The 23,071-nt window shown below is 62.5% G+C and carries 20 protein-coding genes, 2 tRNA genes and 1 pseudogene; 15 read left to right on the forward strand and 8 right to left on the reverse strand.

Features of this window, described 5'->3' with window-relative positions; translation table 11 throughout:
- Nucleotides 1–186: pseudogene (locus ABX74_RS29885) on the reverse strand (dihydroxy-acid dehydratase); the annotation flags it as partial.
- Between the two features lie 72 nt (nt 187–258).
- Complete coding sequence (locus ABX74_RS10515; RefSeq protein WP_021333074.1) at nt 259–780, reverse strand: PH domain-containing protein; 522 nt, start codon at nt 778–780, stop codon at nt 259–261.
- A 266-nt stretch (nt 781–1,046) separates the two neighbouring features.
- Here ABX74_RS10515 and ABX74_RS10520 point away from each other — a divergent pair, with 266 nt between their 5' ends.
- From ABX74_RS10520 to ABX74_RS10565, 10 genes are all read left to right on the forward strand, one after another.
- On the forward strand, nt 1,047–2,987 hold the full coding sequence (locus ABX74_RS10520) for an acetolactate synthase large subunit (RefSeq protein ID WP_019747929.1): 1,941 nt from the start codon (nt 1,047–1,049) through the stop codon (nt 2,985–2,987).
- Nucleotides 2,984–3,487 (forward strand): acetolactate synthase small subunit, encoded by a 504-nt coding sequence (gene ilvN, locus ABX74_RS10525; protein WP_003944718.1) that lies wholly within the window; start codon nt 2,984–2,986, stop codon nt 3,485–3,487. The genes ABX74_RS10520 and ilvN overlap by 4 nt, the downstream gene beginning before the upstream one ends.
- A 53-nt stretch (nt 3,488–3,540) precedes the next feature.
- Nucleotides 3,541–4,542, forward strand: a complete 1,002-nt coding sequence (gene ilvC / locus ABX74_RS10530) for a ketol-acid reductoisomerase (protein ID WP_172436500.1) — start codon at nt 3,541–3,543, stop codon at nt 4,540–4,542.
- A gap of 250 nt (nt 4,543–4,792) precedes the next feature.
- Entirely contained in the window at nt 4,793–6,385 is a 1,593-nt protein-coding gene (serA, locus tag ABX74_RS10535; protein ID WP_003944758.1) for a phosphoglycerate dehydrogenase, read from the forward strand.
- Nucleotides 6,386–6,459: 74 nt separating this feature from the next.
- Nucleotides 6,460–7,473, forward strand: coding sequence for a 3-isopropylmalate dehydrogenase (locus ABX74_RS10540; RefSeq protein WP_019747931.1), 1,014 nt, complete (start codon nt 6,460–6,462; stop codon nt 7,471–7,473).
- 84 nt (nt 7,474–7,557) lie between these two features.
- Nucleotides 7,558–8,331, forward strand: a complete 774-nt coding sequence (locus ABX74_RS10545; RefSeq protein ID WP_020969311.1) for a fumarylacetoacetate hydrolase family protein — start codon at nt 7,558–7,560, stop codon at nt 8,329–8,331.
- A 389-nt stretch (nt 8,332–8,720) separates the two neighbouring features.
- Nucleotides 8,721–9,881, forward strand: a complete 1,161-nt coding sequence (locus ABX74_RS10550; protein WP_021333072.1) for an alkane 1-monooxygenase — start codon at nt 8,721–8,723, stop codon at nt 9,879–9,881.
- Nucleotides 9,882–9,954: 73 nt separating this feature from the next.
- Nucleotides 9,955–11,430 carry a glutamate--tRNA ligase gene (gene gltX / locus ABX74_RS10555; protein ID WP_019747934.1) on the forward strand — a complete coding sequence of 492 codons (1,476 nt, stop codon included), beginning with the start codon at nt 9,955–9,957 and terminating at the stop codon, nt 11,428–11,430.
- 156 nt (nt 11,431–11,586) lie between these two features.
- Nucleotides 11,587–11,658, forward strand: a tRNA-Gln gene (locus tag ABX74_RS10560).
- 95 nt (nt 11,659–11,753) lie between these two features.
- Nucleotides 11,754–11,826, forward strand: a tRNA-Glu gene (locus ABX74_RS10565).
- A 139-nt stretch (nt 11,827–11,965) separates the two neighbouring features.
- Here the strand turns inward: ABX74_RS10565 and ABX74_RS10570 are convergent.
- From ABX74_RS10570 to ABX74_RS10580, 3 genes are all read right to left on the reverse strand, one after another.
- A complete protein-coding gene (locus ABX74_RS10570) occupies nt 11,966–12,163 on the reverse strand; it encodes a DUF5302 domain-containing protein (RefSeq protein ID WP_007729345.1) in 198 nt (65 codons plus the stop codon).
- An 89-nt stretch (nt 12,164–12,252) separates the two neighbouring features.
- Nucleotides 12,253–12,750 carry a pyridoxamine 5'-phosphate oxidase family protein gene (locus tag ABX74_RS10575; protein WP_021333071.1) on the reverse strand — a complete coding sequence of 166 codons (498 nt, stop codon included), beginning with the start codon at nt 12,748–12,750 and terminating at the stop codon, nt 12,253–12,255.
- A 55-nt stretch (nt 12,751–12,805) separates the two neighbouring features.
- On the reverse strand, nt 12,806–13,507 hold the full coding sequence (locus ABX74_RS10580) for an IclR family transcriptional regulator (RefSeq protein WP_007729342.1): 702 nt from the start codon (nt 13,505–13,507) through the stop codon (nt 12,806–12,808).
- A gap of 178 nt (nt 13,508–13,685) precedes the next feature.
- Here ABX74_RS10580 and leuC point away from each other — a divergent pair, with 178 nt between their 5' ends.
- The 3 genes from leuC to ABX74_RS10595 all read left to right on the forward strand — a co-directional run bounded on the left by leuC (nt 13,686) and on the right by ABX74_RS10595 (nt 16,588).
- A complete protein-coding gene (leuC, locus tag ABX74_RS10585) occupies nt 13,686–15,107 on the forward strand; it encodes a 3-isopropylmalate dehydratase large subunit (RefSeq protein WP_019747936.1) in 1,422 nt (473 codons plus the stop codon).
- Nucleotides 15,108–15,135: 28 nt separating this feature from the next.
- Nucleotides 15,136–15,744, forward strand: coding sequence for a 3-isopropylmalate dehydratase small subunit (gene leuD / locus ABX74_RS10590; protein WP_019747937.1), 609 nt, complete (start codon nt 15,136–15,138; stop codon nt 15,742–15,744).
- A gap of 157 nt (nt 15,745–15,901) precedes the next feature.
- Nucleotides 15,902–16,588, forward strand: coding sequence for an HU family DNA-binding protein (locus tag ABX74_RS10595; protein ID WP_020907264.1), 687 nt, complete (start codon nt 15,902–15,904; stop codon nt 16,586–16,588).
- Nucleotides 16,589–16,753: 165 nt separating this feature from the next.
- Here the strand turns inward: ABX74_RS10595 and ABX74_RS10600 are convergent, their stop codons facing one another.
- From ABX74_RS10600 to cofC, 3 genes are read right to left on the reverse strand one after another with little or no spacing between them, the layout of a single operon-like run.
- A complete protein-coding gene (locus ABX74_RS10600) occupies nt 16,754–17,680 on the reverse strand; it encodes a bifunctional NUDIX hydrolase/histidine phosphatase family protein (RefSeq protein WP_019747939.1) in 927 nt (308 codons plus the stop codon).
- Between the two features lie 17 nt (nt 17,681–17,697).
- Nucleotides 17,698–19,941: an RNA degradosome polyphosphate kinase gene (locus ABX74_RS10605; RefSeq protein WP_047888812.1), complete on the reverse strand. Its 2,244-nt coding sequence runs from the start codon at nt 19,939–19,941 to the stop codon at nt 17,698–17,700.
- Between the two features lie 51 nt (nt 19,942–19,992).
- Nucleotides 19,993–20,742: a 2-phospho-L-lactate guanylyltransferase gene (cofC, locus tag ABX74_RS10610; RefSeq protein WP_081051173.1), complete on the reverse strand. Its 750-nt coding sequence runs from the start codon at nt 20,740–20,742 to the stop codon at nt 19,993–19,995.
- Nucleotides 20,743–20,868: 126 nt separating this feature from the next.
- Here cofC and ABX74_RS10615 point away from each other — a divergent pair, with 126 nt between their 5' ends.
- Nucleotides 20,869–21,867, forward strand: a complete 999-nt coding sequence (locus tag ABX74_RS10615) for an NAD(P)H-dependent glycerol-3-phosphate dehydrogenase (protein WP_047888813.1) — start codon at nt 20,869–20,871, stop codon at nt 21,865–21,867.
- Complete coding sequence (locus ABX74_RS10620) at nt 21,864–23,015, forward strand: cystathionine gamma-lyase (protein ID WP_047888814.1); 1,152 nt, start codon at nt 21,864–21,866, stop codon at nt 23,013–23,015. Before ABX74_RS10615 ends, ABX74_RS10620 begins: the two co-directional genes overlap by 4 nt.
- Nucleotides 23,016–23,071 lie beyond the last annotated feature (56 nt).

The raw sequence follows: 23,071 nt of genomic DNA on the forward strand, positions 1-23,071 counted from the left end.
CTCGGCAACGATCTCGCCCACGTTCTTGAGATGCACGTGGCCGGGTACGAACTGGGTGTACGAGTTCGCTACGGCGACGATCGGCTTTCCGAAGTCGGAATCCGTCATTCCTGTGGCGCGCCACAGGGATCGGGCTCCGGCAGCATTACGTCCGATGGTGGTGGTGCGTGACCTCAACGGGGGCATGGGCGTGTTCCTTATGTGATCGTTGCTGGTCCACTCAAATAGAAGCGAGGGCCTTCCAACGCTACTCGCGTGTTACGGGCGCTTCTCTTCGGGCTGGTCCTGTGAGTTCTCGGCGACCTCGGATTCTGCTTCTGCTTCTGCAGCTGCTTCTTCCTCTTCGGCTTCCTTGGCGGCGAAGGCTTCTGCCGCCGATGCATAGGGATCAGTGATGCGGCCGCCGCTGGCGATCGCGATCTCGGGAAGCCTGACGAAGCTGACCGCAGGCAGGGTCACCTCGGTTCCGTCGGTGAGTTCCGCGCGCGCCCAGCTGCGCTTCGGGAAGCGGAAACCCTTGACGTCGTCCCAGGCGAGGGTGCGCTTGGAGAACGTCGAGCGGACCTCGAGGCCGTCAGGGCTGACGGTGGTGCGCAGTCGCGCGACGAGATAGACGGCGATGATCGGAAGGATCAGCAACCAGCTGAAGGCGACGGGCCACCCGAAGATCGGGAAGCTGACCGCGAACAGGAGGAACGCGCACGCCATGTAAGCGAGCTGCGAAATGCGGATGACGTGCCGAAGTGGTTTCGGCGTGTGGGATGATTGAGCCGGTGGCACGGGCTGCTGCGAAGTTGACACCTCTACATCTTCGCATTGCAGCCGATGTATCTCAGATTCTGGGACGGTCGACTCACCAAGTTTGCCGTTCGCGACTAGCGCCTCTACTGTCGAGTGCGTGAAACAGAATGAGTTGCTCGTAATCGGCCGGCGCGTCGTCGCCTGAGTCGATTTTTCAACTCACCAGATAACGACGCGCCACCCTCGCTCAGCAGATGCTGACGGGGGTTTTTTGTTGCCCGGAGCCAGAATCAGAGGATTTCCCAGTGAGCGCACCAACAGCACGGCCTCAACCCACGCCGCGCAAGTCAGGGACACCGAGCCCGACAACCGCGGCTGCCGCAACCCAGACGGCCAACCGTCGCCAGCTCCCGCCTGAGCGGGTAACCGGCGCGCAGTCTGTGGTTCGAGCCCTCGAAGAGCTCGAGGTCGACACGGTATTCGGCATTCCCGGCGGTGCCGTGCTCCCGGTTTACGACCCACTCTTCGATTCGGTCAAGGTCCGCCACGTGCTCGTGCGCCACGAGCAGGGTGCAGGCCACGCTGCCACCGGTTACGCCCAGGCGACCGGCAAGGTCGGCGTCTGCATGGCTACCTCGGGTCCCGGTGCGACCAACCTGGTCACGCCACTGGCCGACGCGCAGATGGACTCCGTTCCGATCGTCGCGATCACCGGACAGGTGGCGCGCTCGCTGATCGGTACCGACGGCTTCCAGGAAGCCGACATCTCAGGCATCACGATGCCGGTCACCAAGCACAACTTCCTGATCACCGACGCGATCGACATCCCGCGCATCATGGCCGAAGCCTTCTACCTCGCGGCCAGCGGTCGCCCCGGCGCCGTCCTGGTCGATATCCCCAAGGACATCCTGCAGTCGCAGACCACGTTCTCGTGGCCGCCGGAGATGCGTCTGCCGGGCTACCGCCCGGTCACCAAGCCGCACGGCAAGCAGGTTCGTGAAGCTGCACGTCTGATCGCCGACGCCAAGTCGCCGGTTCTGTACGTCGGTGGCGGCGTCATCAAGTCGGACTCCTCGCCGGAGCTGCTCGAATTGGCAGAGCTGACCGGTATCCCCGTCGTCACCACGCTGATGGCCCGCGGCGCGTTCCCGGACAGCCACGACCTCAACTGCGGTATGCCGGGAATGCACGGCACCGTTGCCGCAGTCGCCGCTCTGCAGCGCAGCGATCTCCTGATCACCCTCGGCGCGCGTTTCGACGACCGCGTCACCGGTCAGCTGAATTCCTTCGCGCCCGATGCCAAGGTCATCCACGCCGACATCGATCCGGCCGAGATCGGCAAGAACCGGTACGCGGACGTCCCGATCGTGGGTGACTGCAAAGAGGTCATCACCGAACTCATCGAGGCTATCCGTGCCGACATGGCCACGGGCACCACGTTCGAACTTTCGGAATGGTGGGCGTACCTGAACGACATCCGTCGTACCTACCCGCTGAGCTACGACCGTCCCACCGACGGTCAGCTGAGCCCGGAGTACGTCATCCAGACCGTCGGCAAGCTCGCCGGACCGGATGCCATCTACTGTGCCGGCGTCGGCCAGCACCAGATGTGGGCCGCGCAGTTCGTCGGTTACGAGAAGCCGCGCACGTGGCTCAACTCGGGCGGGCTCGGCACCATGGGGTACGCGGTTCCCGCAGCCATGGGCGCCAAGATGGGCATGCCCGACACCGAGGTGTGGGCGATCGACGGCGACGGCTGCTTCCAGATGACCAATCAGGAACTCGCAACCTGCGCACTCGAAGGTATCCCGATCAAGGTTGCCCTCATCAACAACGGCAACCTCGGCATGGTGCGTCAGTGGCAGACACTCTTCTACGAAGAGCGCTACTCCAACACCAACCTCGGAACGCACGGTGCCATCCGCATCCCGGACTTCGTCAAGCTCGCAGAAGCATTGGGCTGCCACGGAATTCGTGTCGAGCGCGAAGAAGATGTCGAAGCTGCGATCCGTGAGGCGCAGTCCATCAACGACAAGCCTGTCGTGATCGACTTCATCGTCACCGCCGACGCACAGGTGTGGCCGATGGTCGCTGCCGGAACGAGCAACGACGAAATCATGGCGGCCCGGGGCATCCGGCCGCTGTTCGACGACGACGAGGCAGTTGCCGAGCCCGCCGTCATCCACGAAGCCATGTCACGCGAGCAAGCCGGACCCGCCGCGGGCACAGGGGAGGATCAGAAGTGAGCACCAGTCACACCCTCAGTGTTCTCGTCGAGGACAAGCCAGGCGTGCTGGCCCGCGTCTCCGCACTTTTCTCCCGCCGCGGATTCAACATCGAATCCCTTGCGGTGGGCGGAACCGAGATCCCCGAGATCTCACGTATGACCATCGTCGTCACGGTCGACGAGTTCCCTCTCGAGCAGGTGACGAAGCAGCTCAACAAGCTGATCAACGTCATCAAGATCGTCGAGCAGGACGGTGAAGCATCCGTCGCTCGCGAGCTCGTGCTCATCAAGGTGCGCGCAGATGCAAGCGTGCGCACGCAGGTCATCGAAACGGTGAACCTGTTCCGCGCCAAGGTGATCGACGTCTCCCCGGAGTCCGTCACCATCGAGGCGACCGGTACTCGGTCCAAGCTGGATGCACTGCTGCGGATGCTTGATCCGTACGGTATCCGGGAGATCGTTCAGTCCGGGGTCGTGGCAGTCGGTCGAGGGCCGAAGTCGATCACGGCCACCCGCTAGTACTTTTAGACACGTAAAAATCCAAGGAGAGGTTGAGAACTGTGGCAGTCGAGATGTTCTACGACGACGATGCCGATCTGTCGATCATTCAGGGCCGCAAGGTTGCTGTGATCGGCTACGGAAGCCAGGGCCACGCCCATTCGCTGAGCCTGCGTGACTCGGGCGTCGATGTGCGCATCGGCCTCAAGGAGGGCTCCAAGTCCCGCGAAAAGGCGCAGGAGCAGGGCCTGACAGTCGGTACGCCGGCCGAGGTTTCCGAATGGGCCGACGTCATCATGGTGCTCGCACCTGACACCGCTCAGGCCAGCATTTTCACCAACGACATCGAGCCGAACCTCAAGGACGGCGACGCGCTGTTCTTCGGTCACGGCCTGAACATTCACTTCGACCTGATCAAGGCTCCGGAGTTCGTCACCGTCGGCATGGTTGCCCCCAAGGGACCGGGCCACCTGGTGCGTCGTCAGTTTGTCGACGGCAAGGGCGTTCCCGCGCTCATCGCCATCGACCAGGATCCCAAGGGTGAAGGCCAGGCTCTCGCTCTGTCCTACGCCAAGGGCATCGGCGGAACCCGCGCAGGCGTCATCAAGACCACGTTCAAGGAAGAGACCGAGACGGACCTCTTCGGCGAGCAGGCTGTGCTCTGCGGCGGCACCGAGGAACTGGTCAAGACCGGTTTCGAGGTCATGGTCGAGGCCGGCTACGCACCCGAGATGGCGTACTTCGAGGTTCTGCACGAGCTCAAGCTCATCGTCGACCTCATGTACGAGGGTGGCATCGCCCGCATGAACTACTCGGTGTCCGACACCGCTGAGTTCGGTGGATACCTCTCCGGCCCGCGCGTCATCGACGCCGACACCAAGGAGCGCATGAAGGCGATCCTGGCCGACATCCAGTCCGGCGAGTTCACCCGTCGTCTGGTTGCCAACGTCGAGAACGGCAACACCGAGCTCGAAGGCCTGCGCAAGGCCAACGCCGAGCACCCCATCGAGGTCACCGGCAAGAAGCTGCGCGACCTGATGAGCTGGGTCGATCGTCCGATCACCGAAACCGCGTAATTCGTAGTTTCACGCTCCACGTCTCCACTGGCCTGATGTCGCGCCGGTTCAATTACGTTGAACCAGCGCGGCATTGGGCCGGAGTCGTTTTCCGGGCCGGCTGAGTCCGGATTCATATTCCATCGAGAATTCGCCCGCGAAAGTGTCCACTATGTGGTATCGCCTACCGCGTTGTGGATTCGAAGTGAGCGCGCACTAAACTATCGGTGGTTAAACCACCTTCACACCCACCTAATCAGGGAGTTTGCACGTGAGCCAGCCTGGCCGTCCCGTTGTTCTGATCGCCGACAAGCTCGCGCCGTCCACAGTCGAGGCGCTCGGTGACGGTGTGGAGGTGCGTTGGGTCGACGGACCCGACCGCCCGGCGCTGCTCGCCGCGGTACCCGAGGCCGACGCGATTCTCGTCCGTTCCGCCACCACCGTCGACGCCGAGGTTCTGGCCGCAGGCACCAAGCTGAAGATCATCGGCCGCGCCGGTGTCGGCCTGGACAACGTCGAGATCCCCGCAGCCACCGAGCGCGGCGTGATGGTCGTCAATGCACCGACCTCCAACATCCACTCGGCAGCCGAGCACGCAGTTGCTCTGCTCATGTCGACCGCTCGCCAGATTCCCGCAGCAGACAAGACACTGCGTGAGAACACCTGGAAGCGAAGCAAGTTCAACGGCGTCGAGATCCTCGGCAAGACCGTCGGCGTTGTCGGACTCGGCCGCATCGGCCAGCTGTTCGCGCAGCGTCTCGCCGCGTTCGAAACCACCATCATCGCGTACGACCCCTACTTGCCCGCAGCTCGCGCCGCGCAGCTCGGCATCGAACTGGTCACCATCGACGAGCTCGTCGAGCGCGCCGACTTCATCTCCGTGCACCTGCCCAAGACCAAGGAAACGGCCGGCCTGATCAACGCCGAGCGTCTCGCCAAGGCCAAGGACGGCGTCATCATCGTCAACGCCGCCCGCGGTGGTCTGATCGACGAAGACGCGCTCTACGACGCACTGGTCTCCGGCAAGGTCCGCGGCGCCGGTCTCGACGTGTTCAGCACCGAGCCGTGCACCGATTCCAAGCTCTTCGAGCTCGACAACGTCGTCGTCACCCCGCACCTCGGAGCATCGACGTCCGAGGCTCAGGACCGCGCAGGCATCGACGTGGCGAAGAGTGTTCTCCTCGCTCTGGCGGGCGAATTCGTTCCCGAGGCTGTCAACGTCTCCGGCGGCCCCGTCGGAGAAGAAGTTGCTCCGTGGCTCGAGCTGGTCCGCAAGCTCGGTCTCCTCGCTGCGACGTTGTCGCCCGAAGCTGTGCAGACCGTGCAGGTTGTCGCCACCGGCGAGCTGTCTGCCGAAACCGTCGACATCCTCGGCCTGGCCGCACTGCGCGGCGTGTTCTCCGCCAGCAGCGACGAGGCCGTCACGTTCGTCAACGCTCCGGCACTGGCCGAGCAGCGCGGCGTCACCGTATCGGTCGAGAAGCACTCCGAGGCTCTTGCTCACCGCAGCGCGGTCGAGGTTCGCGCAGTTGCCGCGGACGGCACGGTCACGTCGGTCACGGGCGCACTCACCGGTCTGCAGCAGGTCGAGAAGATCGTCAACATCAACGGACGCAGCTTCGACCTGCGCGCCGAGGGTCACAACATCGTCGTTCACTACAGCGATCGCCCGGGCGTTCTCGGTGTCCTCGGCACCGTTCTCGGTAACGCGGGCGTGGACATCCTCGCCGCAGCACTGAGCCAGGATGCCGAAGGCGAAGGCGCAACGGTCATCTTGCGCGTCGATCGCGTCGTCGGAGACGCCGAGGTCGAGGCAATCGTCTCGCAGCTCGACGCTCGCGTCGCCCAGGTCGACCTTTCCTGATTGTTTTTGCTGTGCGCCTTTATTAACCGCCCGCGGTTAATAAAGGCGCACAGTTCTACTGAGATGAGGACTCCATGAAGCTTGCGGTCATTCCGGGCGACGGAATCGGTGTCGAGGTCACAGCCGAAGCACTCAAGGTGCTCGGCAAGTTGGTTCCGGATCTGGAAACCACCGAATACGATCTCGGTGCCCGTCGCTACAACGCCACCGGCGAGTTGCTCCCGGCGGAAGAGCTGGACCAGATCCGTCAGCACGACGCAATCCTGTTGGGCGCCATCGGTGATCCGCGGATCGTCGCACCCGGCATCCTCGAGCGTGGTCTGCTGCTGAACATGCGTTTCCAGCTCGATCATCACGTGAATCTTCGCCCCGCACAGCTGTACCCGGGTGCGCTGTCGCCGTTGGCGGCCCAGCCGGAGATCGACTTCGTCGTGGTTCGTGAAGGCACCGAAGGCCCGTACACCGGAAACGGTGGCGCCATCCGCGTCGGCACCGATCACGAGATCGCGACCGAGGTGTCGATCAACACCTGGTTCGGCGCCGAGCGTGTCGTTCGTTATGCATTCGCGTTGGCGCAGACACGTTCCAAGCACCTCACACTGATCCACAAGACCAATGTGCTCTCCAATGCGGGAGCAATCTGGACGCGTGCGATCGAGACCGTCGGGGCCGAGTACCCGGACGTCGAGACCGCGTACTGCCACATCGACGCTGCCACCATCTACATGGTGACCGACCCGTCGCGGTTCGACGTCATCGTCACGGACAACCTGTTCGGTGACATCATCACCGACCTGGCCGGTGCGGTGACCGGTGGAATCGGTTTGGCCGCAAGCGGAAACATCGACGCTTCCGGTACCAACCCGTCGATGTTCGAGCCCGTGCACGGCAGTGCTCCGGACATCGCCGGCAAGGGAATCGCAGATCCCACCGCCGCGATCCTCTCGGCCGCACTGCTTCTTCGCCATCTCGGACGCGAGGACGACGCCGCTCGCGTCGAGGCTGTGGTCGCTGCCGACCTGGCAACGCGCGGCGAAGGCCCCATCTCCACGACCGAGATCGGCGACCGGATCACCGCAGCGCTGTAAGGATTTCTTTCACGAGACTGACGCGCGTAAGCCTTACGGCTTGCGCGCGTCAGTCGTTTCCGACACCCCGATAGACTGGCCAGTATGCGTCTTGGTCGAATTGCCAGTCCCGATGGTGTTGCGTTCGTCAGTATCGAAGGTGAAGAGGATGCCCTCGTCGCCAAGGAAATTGCGGAGCACCCGTTCGGGAACCCCACCTTTACCGGCCGTAGTTGGCCGCTTGCCGATGTTCGTCTGCTGGCTCCGATTCTCGCCAGCAAGGTGATCTGTATCGGCAAGAATTATGCAGATCACATCGCGGAGATGGGCGGCGAGGCGCCGGCTGATCCGGTGATCTTCCTCAAGCCCAATACGTCCATCGTCGGCCCGGGCGCCCCGATCGTCTTGCCTCCGACGTCCAACGAGGTGCATTTCGAGGGTGAACTCGCGGTGGTCATCGGTCAGCCTTGCAAAGACGTACCCGCGGCGAAGGCGTTGAGCGTGGTCCTTGGCTACACGATCGCCAACGACGTATCGGCGCGAGATCATCAGCGTCACGACGGGCAATGGACGCGCGCGAAGGGCCACGACACCTTCTGCCCGCTCGGTCCGTGGATCGAAACCAGCCTCGATGCGTCCGACGTCGACATCAAGACCGAGGTGAACGGTCAGGTCAAGCAGGACAGCAGCACCGCCTTCCTGCTTCACGACATTCCGAAGATCATCGAGTGGATCTCGGCGGTGATGACCCTCCTGCCCGGCGACGTCATCCTCACCGGCACCCCCGCCGGAGTCGGCCCGATCGTCGACGGCGATTCCGTGTCGGTCACGGTCTCGGGGATCGGCACGCTCACGAACCCGGTGACCGCCAAGAACTGATCTGACCCGGTTCGTCCGTCATGTGACTACGGAGGCCCCATCCCCACCGGATGGGGCCTCTGTCGTGGTGTGAGTCGAGAGGTGTCTGTCAAAGAAAAGTTGCAAGATGGTAACTAACGCCGGATGCCCGATTGGGATTGCCTTCCGGTTCGAGGTAATCAGGCCCTGGGACTGACCTGCGGGTTTCATGAGCCAGGCGAAGCTTCACTCATGATCCTCCTGGCGTTATGTCTGATTTGGTGAGGTTGGGAGGGTTCGCCCCGCGGTTTGCTGCCGCGGCTCGTAACAGACCAAATTCCCTGAAATGTAACGCTGAGCAGTAGGGTGGCCGATAACTGGATAGAAGCCGATGGGGCAATCGAGTGGATTGCGCAGAAACGTGGTGATACATGACGACCTTCGCGGAAGCATCCCGGACAGCGGCAGCGCACGCGCGGAACGGGCAGCGGCCGGTGTGGCGAGACAAGAAGCGCTACCTGTGGCCACTGGGTTTGCTGGTTCCTCTCAGTCCGTTCGCTGCGTGGTTCCTGGTCGACAAATTCAGTCTCGGGCTCTTCTGGGCCATCGGGGCCTGGCTCATCGTGATCGTCATTCCCCTGATCGATCTACTGGCGGGCGAGGACGGTAACAGCCCGCCGGACGAAGCGATCCCTGAATTGCAAGAGGATCGTTTCTACCGCTGGTGCACGTATCTGTTCCTGCCCCTCCAATACGTCGGTCTCGTGTTCGTCGCCTGGTGCTGGGTTAACGCGCCGATGGCGGCGGGGGAGAAGTTCGCGCTCGCGATGACTGCCGGCGTGGTTGCCGGTGTTGGGATCAACGCGGCGCATGAATTGGGGCACAAGAGCGAAAAGCTCGAGAAGTGGCTCGCGAAAGTAGCGCTGGCACAGTCCTTTTACGGCCATTTCTACGTCGAGCACAACCATGGTCACCACGTCCGTGTCGCGACGCCGGAGGATCCGGCCAGTTCGCGATACAAGGAAAACTTCTGGTTCTTCTTGCCGCGCAGTGTCATCGGCGGCTTGCGCTCGGGATGGCGGATCGAAAGCGCTCGCCTTCAGCGTCAAGGCAGACGGACGTGGAGCTATCGGAACAACATCCTGAACGCGTGGGCGATGAGTGTTGTCCTGTTCGGCAGCCTGATCGCGGTGTTCGGGTGGGAAATCGCACCGTGGCTGGCCGTTCAGGCGATCGCCGGATTCACGTTCCTCGAGACCGCCAACTATCTCGAGCACTACGGCTTGCTACGTGCGAAGCGGCCTGACGGCTCGTACGTTCGCTGCTCGCCCGAGGACAGCTGGAACAGCGACCACGTCGTCAGCAATCTGTTCCTCTATCAACTTCAGCGTCACAGTGACCATCACGCGAATCCGCGTCTGCGGTACCAGAGCCTGCGCAGTGCGGCCGAAGCGCCGCAACTTCCAGCGGGTTACGCGGTCATGATCGTGTGCGCGTGGGTGCCGCCGCTGTGGCGAAAGGTCATGGACAAGCGACTGCTCGCCTACTACGACGGTGACATGACACGTATCAACGTCCTGCCGGGTAAGTGATCGGCGGGATGGAGGAAGCGCTGCGGGACTAACCTGTAGTACGACCATCCATCATCGCCGAGCCAAGTGAGCCATGACCAACAGCGAAGTACGCGTCCGTTTCTGTCCGTCACCCACCGGAACCCCGCACGTAGGTTTGGTGCGCACCGCCTTGTTCAACTGGGCATTCGCACGACACCACGGCGGCACGTTCGTGTTCCGTATCGAAGACACCGATGCGCAGCGCGACAGTGAAGAGTCCTACCAGGCCATCCTCGACGCCCTCCGCTGGTTGGGGCTCAATTGGGACGAGGGCCCGGAGGTCGGTGGGCCGCACGCACCGTATCGCCAGTCCGAGCGTCGCGACCTGCATCTCGACGTCGTTGCCAAGTTGCTGGCCGCGGGCGAGGCCTACGAGTCCTACTCGACCAATGAAGAGGTCGAAGCGCGACACAAGGCGGCCGGACGCGACCCGAAGCTCGGATACGACAACTTCGATCGCGACCTCAGCGACGAGCAGCGCGCTGCCTACGTCGCCGAGGGTCGCAAGCCGGTCGTCCGCCTCCGGATGCCCGACCACGACCTGACGTGGAACGACCTGGTTCGCGGCGAGACCACGTTCAAGGCAGGCACCGTTCCGGACTTCGCGTTGACTCGCGGGAACGGTATTCCGCTGTACACGCTGGTCAACCCCGTCGACGACGCGTTGATGAAGATCACTCACGTACTGCGCGGTGAGGACCTGCTGTCCTCGACCCCGCGTCAGCTCGCGTTGTACGAGGCTTTGATCCGCATCGGTGTCGCCGATTTCACACCGTCGTTCGGGCACCTGCCTTTCGTGATGGGTCAGGGCAACAAGAAGCTTTCCAAGCGCGATCCCGAGTCCAACCTCTTCATTCACCGCGATCGGGGCTTCATTCCCGAGGGACTGCTGAACTACTTGGCGCTGCTCGGGTGGAGCATCGCCGACGATCACGACGTCTTCTCTCTCGACGAGATGGTTGCGGCCTTCGACGTCTCCAAGGTCAACTCCAACCCCGCGCGCTTCGACCAGAAAAAGGCCGACGCGATCAATGCCGAGCACATTCGCTTGCTCCAGCCGGCCGACTTCGCGGCCCGCCTGAAGTCGTTCCTGGTGGAGCACGGCCACATCAGCGCCGACGTCGATGAAGCCACGTTCACTGTTGCGGCGGACCTCGTGCAGACGCGCATCGTCGTCCTGTCCGACGCGTGGGATCTGCTGAAGTTCCTGTTCGTCGACGAGGCGTCGTTTGCTCTCGATCCGGCCGCGGCGGCAAAGAACCTGAAGGAAGACGCTGGTCCGGTCCTGGACGCGTCTCTTGCGGCGCTCGAGGCAACCTCGGAGTGGACTGCGGCCAGTATCGAGGAAGCACTCAAGAAGGCCCTCATCGAGGATCTGGAGCTCAAACCGCGTAAGGCCTTCGCTCCGGTTCGGGTCGCGATCACCGGCTCTCACATCAGCCCTCCGCTGTACGAGTCGATGGAATTGCTCGGTCGTGAGGTCTCGATTGCTCGGTTGCGCGCCGGTAGGGCAGCGGTAACTGCCTAGATCGGACTGTCTTCCGGCCGAAAATGAAGCAAAAACCTTCCGTGACCATACGATTTGGTATTTGGGGCAGGGGTACTGGTAATCTTCTTTTCGGCCGGAGACGAGCCGCCGAGCACAACAGCGAAGCGGATCGGGCAAGGCTGGTGAGCAAGACCTTGGGGTATGGTGTAATTGGCAACACAGCGGTTTCTGGTACCGCCATTCTAGGTTCGAGTCCTGGTACCCCAGCGGAAATCCGGTCGATTTTGTGGCCGGACTCAGACAAGCTAAGCTTGCTGAGCATCCAAGAGCAAGAATGAATACCACGTTTAAAAGCGTGTCCTGGCCCCGTCGTCTAGCGGCCTAGGACGCCGCCCTCTCAAGGCGGTAGCGCGGGTTCGAATCCCGTCGGGGCTACAAAGGAAAGACCCTCCGATCATTGATCGGAGGGTCTTTTCGTATGTATGGGAAATGTTTCCGGCGATGCGAAAAACGATCACCCCCAGTCGAATTCGACTGGGGGTGATCGTCATCTCACTCTGTTGTCCGCGATCGGCTATCCGCTCTTACGGCGGAACTCTCGCTTGTGATCGGCCGGGCCATGCGTGTTGTGGACCTTGGACTGTCCGTCGCGATGGTCGGTCGATTTGGCGTTCTGATGATTCTTCCGTTCGAGGGCTTCACGGAACTTTCGTTTGGTTTCCTCCGATTGGGATTCGGGTTCCGACGGGGTGTTGCTGTCGAGATCGCTCATATGCTCACTCCTTGTTGTTGGGCCTGTTGGTGAAACTACGCCGGCCCGAATTCGAAAGCTCGTGAATTTCGCTTCACGAATCTCGGGGTCTACGGCGATGGTGCAGTAGAACCGGAAAGAGGCATCGCCGGCATCCCGAGCTTGCGGTGATCCCACGAACGAGTTCGATCGGGAACGAACCGTACCGCGACGCGCTTGTGGAGCATCGCGTCGACGGCCGGGCGGAGATCCTCTGTGTACGGGCCCGTGTATCGCTCCCAGACACTGATTCCCACGGCAAAGAGAGCTTCCGGATCTTCGACGATCACTCCGGTGCCCTCCATCGAGACTCCTCGCAGCGTGTCGTACGTCAGACCGTCTTCGATCAGGACGGACATACGGGTGTCCCGGCGAAGATTGACCGCCTTCTGCGACTTGGCTTTGGTTTCGAACCAGATTTCGCCGTCGACTATCGCAAACCACATCGCGATCAGGTGAGGCATTCCGTCGGCGCTCAACGTCGCCATCGTTGCCGTACGGCTCTTTTCGACGAAGCTCGAAATTTCGGCCTCGGTCATCGTGATCTGACTACGCTGCTTTCCTGCCATGGTCGCGTCGTACTCCTACGTGCTCGAGGATCTGAAGGCCTTACTGTGTCACGAATTACAGACGCTTGTGGAGCGCTTCGGCAGCTGCGAGAAGGTCCGCCGCCCAGCGGGCTCCCGGTCGTCTACCCATCCGATCGATGGGGCCGGAGACCGAAATCGCGGCAATGACAGCGCCTGCCGAGTCTCGGACGGGAGCCGCGACGCTGGCGACACCCGGCTCACGTTCGGCTGCACTCTGTGCCCAGCCGCGCCGGCGAACCTCGAGTAGCACTCGTTCGCCGAACGACGCATCGGCGAGAACGGTCCGTTGGGTTTGTGGATCTGCCCATGCGAGAAGGACCTTGGCGCCGGAACCGGCATTCATCGGCAGCCTGGCCCCGACGAGAACTGTGTCGCGAAGGCCCGTGGGCGGTTCCATCGACGCGACGCAGATGCGTTGGGTGCCTTCCCGGCGGTACAGCTGGACGCTTTCGCCGGTGATTTCGCGAAGGCGGGGGAGGATGAGTCCGGCCGCCGCAATGAGTGGATCATTAGCGGTGGCAGCGAGTTCGGCGAGTCCGGGTCCTGGGCACCACTGACCGTCCGAGTCGCGTGTGAGGAGTCGATGGACTTCGAGACCGACGGCGAGTCTATGGGCGGTCGCGCGCGGCAAACCGGTTCGTGCACAGAGTTCGGTGAGGCTGCACGGTTCCTCAGCTACTGCATGAAGAACGCCCATTGCTTTGTCCAGGACGCCGATGCCGCTATGCTGTCTCATAGGTCGATACCAGTTTCTCGCATAGTGGGATGATAGCGCATTTCCTGGTGGACTAGCGCATTTGCTGAAGGGCTAGTGCATTTCCTAGGGGCAGTCTGCATCTGCTGCGAGGGCTGGGGACCTACTTCACGCGCGGCGGGCCAGCCCGTAGTCCGCCGACGCGAGGCTACGTACAGAGGTGGAAGACATGGCACAGAAAGCACGCACTCTCGCCGAGAAGGTGTGGGACGACCACGTTGTCGTGAAAGGGGAGGGGCAGGATCCCGACCTCATCTACATCGATCTCCACCTCGTTCACGAAGTGACGAGCCCGCAGGCATTCGACGGACTTCGCTTGGCCGGACGCCCGTTGCGCCGTCCCGACCTGACGATCGCCACCGAGGACCACAACGTTCCGACGATCGACATCGACAAGCCGATCGCCGATCCCGTGTCCAAGACTCAGGTCGACACCTTGCGCCGAAATTGCGAGGAGTTCGGAGTTCGCTTGCACCGCATGGGCGATCTCGATCAGGGCATCGTGCATGTGGTCGGACCGCAGCTCGGCCTGACTCAGCCGGGAACCACCGTGGTGTGCGGCGACAGTCATACGTCGACGCACGGCGCATTCGGTGCGCTCGCAATGGGAATCGGCACCAGCGAGGTCGAGCACGTGATGGCGACGCAGACATTGTCGTTGCGCCCCTTCAAGACCATGGCGATCACGGTCGACGGCGAGCTGCCTCCTGGCGTCACGAGCAAGGACTTGATCCTGGCAGTCATCGCCAAGATCGGCACCGGCGGCGGCCAGGGCTACGTCCTGGAGTACCGCGGCGAGGCCATTCGCAAACTGTCGATGGAAGCTCGTATGACCATCTGCAACATGTCGATCGAGGCCGGAGCCCGTGCTGGCATGATCGCACCGGACGAGACCACTTACGAGTTCATCAAGGGCCGTCCGCATGCACCGTCGGGCGCAGAGTGGGACGAAGCCGTCGCCGCGTGGGAGTTGCTCAAGACCGACGAGGGCGCCGAATTCGACAACGAGGTCCACATCGACGCAAGCGCATTGACGCCTTTTGTCACGTGGGGAACCAATCCGGGACAGGGTGCACCGCTCGGTGACCGTGTGCCCGATCCGGAACTGATCGTCGACGAGAGCGAGCGTCAGGCTGCCGAGAAGGCGCTCACCTACATGGGTCTCGACGCCGGCATGGCGCTTCGGGATGTTGCTGTCGACACCGTCTTCGTCGGTTCGTGCACCAACGGACGCATCGAAGATCTGCGCGCGGTGGCCGAGGTGCTCGAGGGTCGCCATGTGGCAGAGGGCGTTCGGATGCTCATCGTTCCCGGCTCGATGCGGGTGCGTGCTCAAGCCGAAAGTGAAGGTCTCGGTGAAATCTTCACGGCGGCAGGGGCCGAATGGCGCCAGGCCGGTTGCTCGATGTGTTTGGGAATGAACCCTGACCAGCTTGCTCCCGGCGAGCGTTCGGCATCGACGTCCAACCGGAATTTCGAAGGCCGACAGGGTAAAGGCGGTCGGACCCATCTGGTTTCCCCGCTCGTCGCGGCTGCCACGGCGGTCCGCGGAACGCTCTCGGCACCGGCCGATCTGGTCTGACCCACTTACCATCTCGAGGAGAATTTCGATGGAATCCTTTACCACGCACAAGGGTATCGGCGTCCCGCTGCGACGCTCGAATGTCGATACCGATCAGATCATCCCTGCCGTGTACCTGAAACGGGTGACGCGCACGGGATTCGAGGACGGGCTGTTTGCAGGCTGGCGCACCGACCCCAACTTCATTCTCAATCTGGCTCCGTACGACAAGGGAAGTGTCCTCGTAGCCGGTCCCGATTTCGGCACGGGCTCTTCGCGTGAGCATGCCGTGTGGGCTCTCTCCGACTTCGGATTTCGGGTCGTCATCGCTTCCCGGTTCGCCGACATCTTCCGCGGGAACGCCGGAAAAGCCGGTCTCGTAGCGGCACAGGTCGAGCAGAGTGACGTCGAATTGCTCTGGAAGTTGCTCGAAGAGCAGCCCGGACTGGAATTGACAGTAGATCTCGAGAATCGGACCGTGAGCGCCGGAACTACGGTGGTGCCGTTCAATATTGACGACTACACACGGTGGCGTCTGCTGGAGGGTCTCGACGACATCGGACTGACATTGCGGCAGGTAGAAGCGATTTCCGAGTTCGAAAAGTCAAGGCCTTCATGGAAACCGACTACCCTTCCAGCCCGAATTTCGCAGGGCTGAACCGAAATCCGCAACTCCGCGCGGGAAGAGAAATAGGTCACCATTTCGCAGTCACGTTGAATGAGAATTGGCGTGGCACATAGACTCTTGCCGTTATCAGGTTTACCGTGGTTCTCAGTCGGTCCGACGGTGGACCACAATTAGCGGAGGAATTTCAATGAACAAGGCAGAGCTCATCGATGTTCTGACTGAAAAGCTGGGTTCGGACAGGCGCACAGCGACCGACGCAGTGGAGCACGTCGTGGACACCATCGTCCGCGCCGTCCACCGTGGCGAGAGCGTGACCATCACCGGCTTCGGAGTCTTCGAGCAGCGTCGTCGTGCAGCACGTGTTGCACGCAACCCGCGTACGGGCGAGACCGTCAAGGTCAAGCCGACGTCGGTTCCGGCTTTCCGTCCGGGTGCGCAGTTCAAGGCTGTTATCGCTGGTGGACAGAAGCTTCCGGCCACCGGCCCGGCAGTCAAGCGTGGCGTAGCAGCACCGGCCACCAAGGCTGCAGCCAAGAAGGCTGCTGCCAAGAAGACCGCAGCCAAGAAGGCTCCGGCAAAGAAGGCTCCGGCCAAGACCGCAGCCAAGAAGACGGTTGCCGCGAAGGCTCCCGCCAAGAAGGCTCCGGCCAAGACCGCAGCCAAGAAGACGGTTGCCACCAAGGCTCCCGCCAAGAAGGCTCCGGCCAAGACCGCAGCCAAGAAGACGGTTGCCACCAAGGCTCCCGCCAAGAAGGCTCCGGCCAAGACCGCAGCCAAGGCTCCGGCCAAGAAGGCTCCGGCCAAGAAGGCTCCGGCAAAGACCGCAGCCAAGAAGGCTCCGGCCAAGAAGGCTCCGGCCAAGCGCGGAAAGTAGTCGCGTTCGGGTGAAAAACCCGATGCCGTAAGACAAAGAGGTGCAGCCGCGGATCTGATCCGCGGCTGCACCTCTTTTTGCTGTCTGGGAGAAGTGTGAATTCTCCTGTGTTTCAGTGCTTTGCAAAACTACCGAATCGAACTGGGGCCGGTTGGTCCAAATCCCTCAGGAGTTGGCGACTTTGGGGAGCGGGCTGTCGAGGTGATCGGCGGCGACGAGGCGGCCGTCGAGGAACGAGAGCACCCAAGTGCTCGCCTTACGGTTGCGTGCAGAGGGCAGTGTTACACCGGCCGTATCAGCCCACCAGCGCATCAAATCGGGGATGACGCCTCCTTGGCTGCAGATCACGGGAGTGCCCTCCAGTGCGGCGATCTGCAGCGCACGTGCCCGAGCGGCGTCGGGATCGGCCTCGTAACCTTCTTCGGTCAGAAGAGGTTCCGTTGAAATCTCGACACCCAATGCCTCCGCCAACGGCATTACGGTGTCGATGCAGCGCGTACGGTCAGCCGCGAAAACCGAATCGGCTCCGAAGATTTTCAGCTGTTCGACCAAGGCGGCGGATTGCTCTTTGCCCTTGGCGTCGAGTGGACGCAAATTGTCGTCGCCCTTGTACCGCTTACGACTTCCAGCCTTTGCGTGGCGGACGAGTAATACCGTTTTCGTATCAGGCCGAATGGAAACGAAGCGGCGAAGAATCATTCGATCCATCGGGTAGGAAAGATGATCGGCGACCTCGGCGACCGGAAGCCAATAGAGAACATCTACTTCGTTATTCGGCCCGAAATCTCCGTCGACTGCTTCGGCCGACCAGTATTCGACTCGTTTGAGTTTGCGATGTCCCGGGATCGGGTACGTCACGCCACCGAGGTGCCTTCCGAAACGTCCGGTGATCGAGGTCTCTTCGCGGACCTCGCGAACTGCTGCGGTCAAGAAGGTCTCGCCTGGATCGAGCTTTCCTTTGGGGAATGACCAGTCGTCGTACTTCGGTCGATGTACGACGGCGATCTCGATGGCGGAAGGATCCTGGGGAGCCTTCCGCCACAGAACCGCGCCTGCGGCAAAGATGTTGGCTTTGACCGGCTTGTCGCTCATGGTGTGATCCGAGCCCGTCAAGACCCGCTGGCGGTGCGGCTGCGCATCAACGACTGTTGATGCTCACGTACGTCCTCACCGCGTTCGGGAGCAGCGACCCAACTGCCGCCCGGATGCAGTACCCAGCAGCGAGTTCGCGGATCGAGAGCGGAATCGAAGATGTCACCGAGTTGCTTCGACAGTTTCGGATCCTTGACCTGCACCATGACCTCGACGCGGCGATCGAGGTTGCGGTGCATCATGTCTGCGCTGCCGATCCAGAATTCGTCGGCCGAGCGGAAATGGAACATTCGCGAGTGTTCGAGGAACCGCCCGAGAATGGAACGTACTTCGATGTTTTCGCTGAGGCCCGGAACACCCGGCTTGAGCGCGCAGATTCCGCGGACCACGATCTCGACGGGGATACCGGCCTTGGACGCGCGGTACAACGCGTCGATGACCTGCTCGTCGACCAATGCGTTGGCTTTCAAGCGGATACCGGCATCGCGGCCTGCGAGCTTGTGAGCGATCTCGTTGTCGATCCGCTCGATGATCCCGCGGCGAACCCCGTACGGCGCAACGAGAAGGTTGCGGTAGCTCGTCTTTCGGGAGTATCCGGTCAGCGAGTTGAAGAGGTCGGTGAGGTCAGCACCGATCTCCGGTGCTGCGGTGAGCAATCCGACGTCCTCGTACATGCGCGCGGTCTTCGGGTTGTAGTTGCCGGTGCCGATGTGGCAGTAGCGACGAATTGTCGAACCTTCGCGCCTGACGACGAGGCAGGTCTTGCAGTGAGTCTTGAGACCGACGAGACCGTAGACGACGTGAACGCCGGCCTGCTCGAGTTTGCGTGCCCACTTGATGTTGGCTTGCTCGTCGAAGCGCGCCTTGATCTCCACGAGGGCAACAACTTGCTTGCCGGCCTCGGCGGCGTCGATCAGTGCGTTGACGATGGGGGAGTCGCCCGAAGTTCGGTACAGGGTCTGCTTGATCGCGAGCACCTGCGGGTCGGCCGCGGCCTGTTCGATGAAGCGTTGAACGCTGGTGGAAAACGAGTCGTAAGGGTGGTGGACGAGCACGTCGCCCTCGCGCAGGGTCGAGAACACACTCTTCGGTGTCTCACGCTCGCCGAACGCCGGATGCGTCGCCGGGACGAACGGCGCGTCCTTGAGTGCTGGGCGGTCGACGGCGTAAACCTGCCAGAGGCAGGACAAGTCGAGGAGCCCGGAAACCTCGATCACGTCGGCCGGATCGACGTCGAGTTCACGCAGAAGCAGTTCGAGCATGTGCTCGGTCATGTCGTCGGCAACTTCGAGGCGAACGGGCGAACCGAAACGACGACGCGCCAATTCACGTTCGAGTGCCTGCAGCAGATCCTCGTCCCGATCCTCTTCGACCTCGAAATCAGCGTTGCGTGTGATTCGGAAGGCGTGATGTTCGACGATTTCCATTCCGGGGAACAGCACGTCCAGATGAGCCGAAATCAGTTCTTCCATCGGGAGGAACGAATCGATGGTGGACGAAGACGTCGTGCTCTTGACTCGCACGAACCGGCCGACGTTGTCGGGAACCTTGACGCGAGCGAAGTGTTCGCCGCGGGTGACGGAGTCCTTCACTGTCACGGCGAGGTTGAGGCTCAGTCCGCTGATGTAGGGGAACGGGTGGGCGTGATCGACTGCCAACGGCGTCAGTACCGGGAAGACCTGCTCGTGGAAATGCGCCGATAGCCGGCCGTGATCGTCGGCGCTGAGGTCGGCCCATCGAACAATTGAAATGCCTTCTGCCGCCAGGGCAGGGCGGACCGAGTCGAGAAACACGTGTGCGTGCTTGTCGGCGAGTTCCTGGGTGCGACGCGCAATGAGCGCCAATTGTTCGCGTGGGGAGAGGCCGTCGGCGGACCTGACCGACAGTCCCGTCTCGTCGCGGCGCTTGAGTCCGGCGACCCGGACCATGAAAAATTCGTCGAGATTGGAAGCGAAGATGGCGAGGAACTTTGCGCGTTCGAGCAACGGCAGTGACTCGTCGGCAGCCAATGCGAGAACACGAGCATTGAAATCGAGCCAGCTGAGTTCGCGGTTTAGGTAACGATCCTCGGGAAGTCCGACGAGCAATTCGGGTAGCTCTGCCTTGGTAGCTGCAGGGGGAGCGCCCGGGATGTTGGTGGCGACCGCGACGGCCTGAGATCGCGGCGAGGTGGCCGCGCCGTTCTCGTGCCGGCCGGAGCTGTGGTCTCCGTCCGACTGGTCTTCGGAAATACGGTTTTCGAGTGCTTCGCCATTGCTCACTCGTCGATCATCCCCCACAATCGCGCGGTCCGACAATCGATGAAAGAAAATTCATCGACTGTTCGACGGCGTGGCCTTGAGTCTGGTCAACGAAGCCAATGTCGCGGGGCCTACTCCCAGTGCGCGCACGGTGTCGAGGTCGGCGTGAGTGTCGACGTCGGTGCGCAGTCCCGGCCATTGGCCGTTGAGTGGACGAGCACCTGAATTAGCATGTCCCCGTGCGGATTCCGGACCGAATCGGGGGTCGAGCGCACTCTCGCCACACGCAAACAATGCGGAAGTGCCGGTGCCGTGGTGATCGACGACGACTGAACGTCCACCGCTTCGGGCGGCGGCCACGGCCTCCGTCAGTTCGCTCGGTCGCATCGCGGGCAAGTCGGCTTGCAGCACAACGAGGTCGACCACTCCGCGTTTGGCTCGGATATCGGCGGCCGCTGCACTCAACGCTGCGTTGAGGGTTTCCTCCGCGCGCGGTGAGGCGCCGTTGGTCAGCGAGATGTCGGGAGCTGGATCGGCGTAGACCGTCACGCCGACGGAATACGCAAGAGCGGCAACGGTCGGGTCTGGGGTGACCACCGTGACGGTGTCGATGGCAGAGACGGCGGCAACGGTCGCGAGGGTGTCGTGAAGCATGGCCAACACGAGGTCTGCACGCGCGTCCGCGTCGAGTTCGCCCGCGAGCCGGGACTTGGCCGATCTCAAGGACTTGACGGCCACTATCGCATGCATGGGGCGTTCGATCTCCGTGCGCGCATGCGGTGTCTCCACGACGTGTGGGTACGGGGGTTCCGCGCTGTCCATCCCTCGATCTTGCCAGTCATCACGCTCGGTGTCCGCGGCTGCCCACCGCAGTGCACCACAGGCGATACTCTGTGCAGACGATTTTTCTGGCGGCGACCCGCTTCGCCGGGTAGACGGGGTGAGCGTGTGAGTAAGGCAGCTGTATTGGGCGCAGGTTCGTGGGGAACAGCGTTGGCCAAGGTGATGGCCGAGGCCGGAACCGACGTGACGATGTGGGCCAGGCGTGAAGAGGTCGCGAAGCGCATCGACACCACACACGAGAACAGCGACTATCTGCCAGGCATTGCTTTGCCTTCGTCGATTCGCGCGACCCACCACCACGAGGAGGCAATGGCAGGTGCTGACTTCATCGTGCTGGCGGTTCCCTCGCAGTCGCTACGGGGAAACCTGGAGCAGTGGAAAGGCTCGATCGGACCCGATGCGACTCTGCTGAGTCTGGCCAAGGGAATCGAGACCGGGACGCTCATGCGCATGAGCCAGGTCATCGTGTCGGTGACCGGCGTGGAACCGGGGCGCGTCGCGGTGCTCTCGGGCCCGAATCTTGCACACGAGATCGCCAGCGGGCAGCCAGCGGCCACGGTGATCGCCTGCTCGGATTCCTCGCGTGCCCTCGCTCTCCAGGATGCTTGCGCTACCGGCTATTTCAGGCCGTACACCAACTCCGACGTCGTCGGTTGCGAGATCGGTGGCGCGTGCAAGAACGTGATCGCGCTGGCCTGCGGCATGGCCGCCGGTAGTGGATTCGGCGACAACACGGTTGCCAGCATCATCACCCGTGGTCTCGCCGAGACGATTCGGCTCGGTGTCGCGCTCGGCGCCAAGGCGTCGACGCTTGCAGGCTTGGCGGGCGTCGGTGACCTGGTCGCGACCTGCACGTCCGAGTTGTCGCGAAACCGGACGTTCGGAGAGCGACTCGGACGGGGCGGGTCGATGGAATCGGCACAGAAGGCAACCAACGGTCAGGTCGCCGAGGGTGTGAAGTCGTGCACGTCGGTACGCGCACTCGCTGCCGGCTACGACGTGGAGATGCCGTTGACCGACGCGGTCCATCGGGTGTGCCACGAAGGCATGGCCGTCAGCGATGCGATCGGTCAGTTGCTCGGACGCCGGACGAAGCCGGAATGAGTGAAATTAATGTGAGTGATTTCGAGGGTTACGGGGATTCGACGCGCAGTGTGAGCGCCGTTGCGCGCGAACACGCTGCGGGTCAGCCCATGCAGCTGGGTCCGATATTTGCTGCGCCGTACCAACTTTCGGTGGACGAAGGCTCCGAGTCCGATACCTATGCTCGAGCGTCGAACCCGGGTTGGCGTGGACTCGAATCGGCGCTCGCGGCGCTCGAAGGAGCGGACCACGCACTCGTCATGGGGTCGGGGATGTCTGCGATCACAGCGACCTTGCGCAGCGTGCTCGTCGCCGGGGATACCGTCGTCGTGCCCTCGGACGGGTACTACCAGGTGCGGTTGTACGCGAACGAACGTCTGGCTCCGTTGGGAATCACCGTTCGCGAAGTCTCGACCCTGCAGATGGGCGACGCGAGCTTCGCGGATCTGCTCGACGCGTCACCGGGTCGCGTGGTCGTCGTCGCCGAGACGCCGTCCAACCCGGTGCTGGACGTGGTCGACCTTCGCGTGCTCGCCGACGTGTGTCACCGATCGGGCGCGCTGCTGATCGTCGACAACACGACTGCGACACCGCTGGGGCAGCGCCCGCTCGAATTGGGTGCCGACGTCGTGGTGGCCAGCGGTACCAAGGCACTCAGCGGGCACAGTGACCTCCTGATGGGTTACGTCGCTACTTGCGATGCGGCGGTGAGTCAGCTGATCGAGCGTGAGCGACTTCTTTCGGGAACAGTGCTCGGCCCCTTCGAGACGTGGCTTGCGCACCGGAGTCTCGGCACGGCAGGCCTGCGATTCGGGCGTCAGTGCGACAACGCGCTGGCCCTGGCAGAGATGTTGGCTGGACACAAAGCGGTCCGGTCCGTTCGTTATCCCGGCCTTCGCGGTGACCCGTCCTACACAACGGCATCCGGTCAGATGAAACGATTCGGCGGATTGGTGAGCGTCGAGTTGGGTTCGGCTCAAGCATTCCACTCGTTCGTCGAAGCGAGCAATCTCGTCACGGCCGCCACCAGCTTCGGTGGGATCCACACGACGGCGGATCGTCGTGCGCGCTGGGGCGATCCGGTCAGTGCGGGTTTTGTCCGAATCGCTTGTGGCATCGAGGACACCGCCGATCTTCTGGCCGACATCGAGCGCGCGCTCGACGCGTGAGCGGACCACGTCGATGATTTCCGGCCCGGCCCGATCGCGTGCCGAAGTCGATTCGG

The organism is Rhodococcus sp. ARP2, from assembly GCF_001029585.1.
Taxonomy (GTDB): Bacteria; Actinomycetota; Actinomycetes; order Mycobacteriales; family Mycobacteriaceae; genus Rhodococcus_F; species Rhodococcus_F erythropolis.

Coding starts and splice junctions, on each gene's coding strand:
- ABX74_RS10570 (WP_007729345.1), bottom strand. CDS start 12,163: ATGAGCGATCTCGACAGCAACACCCCGTCGGAACCCGAATCCCAATCG.
- ABX74_RS10600 (WP_019747939.1), bottom strand. CDS start 17,680: ATGAGCGACAAGCCGGTCAAAGCCAACATCTTTGCCGCAGGCGCGGTT.
- ABX74_RS10580 (WP_007729342.1), bottom strand. CDS start 13,507: ATGAGACAGCATAGCGGCATCGGCGTCCTGGACAAAGCAATGGGCGTT.
- ABX74_RS10595 (WP_020907264.1), top strand. CDS start 15,902: ATGAACAAGGCAGAGCTCATCGATGTTCTGACTGAAAAGCTGGGTTCG.
- cofC (WP_081051173.1), bottom strand. CDS start 20,742: ATGGACAGCGCGGAACCCCCGTACCCACACGTCGTGGAGACACCGCAT.
- ABX74_RS10540 (WP_019747931.1), top strand. CDS start 6,460: ATGAAGCTTGCGGTCATTCCGGGCGACGGAATCGGTGTCGAGGTCACA.
- ABX74_RS10620 (WP_047888814.1), top strand. CDS start 21,864: ATGAGTGAAATTAATGTGAGTGATTTCGAGGGTTACGGGGATTCGACG.
- leuD (WP_019747937.1), top strand. CDS start 15,136: ATGGAATCCTTTACCACGCACAAGGGTATCGGCGTCCCGCTGCGACGC.
- ABX74_RS10545 (WP_020969311.1), top strand. CDS start 7,558: ATGCGTCTTGGTCGAATTGCCAGTCCCGATGGTGTTGCGTTCGTCAGT.
- ABX74_RS10550 (WP_021333072.1), top strand. CDS start 8,721: ATGACGACCTTCGCGGAAGCATCCCGGACAGCGGCAGCGCACGCGCGG.
- ilvC (WP_172436500.1), top strand. CDS start 3,541: ATGTTCTACGACGACGATGCCGATCTGTCGATCATTCAGGGCCGCAAG.
- gltX (WP_019747934.1), top strand. CDS start 9,955: ATGACCAACAGCGAAGTACGCGTCCGTTTCTGTCCGTCACCCACCGGA.
- ABX74_RS10575 (WP_021333071.1), bottom strand. CDS start 12,750: ATGGCAGGAAAGCAGCGTAGTCAGATCACGATGACCGAGGCCGAAATT.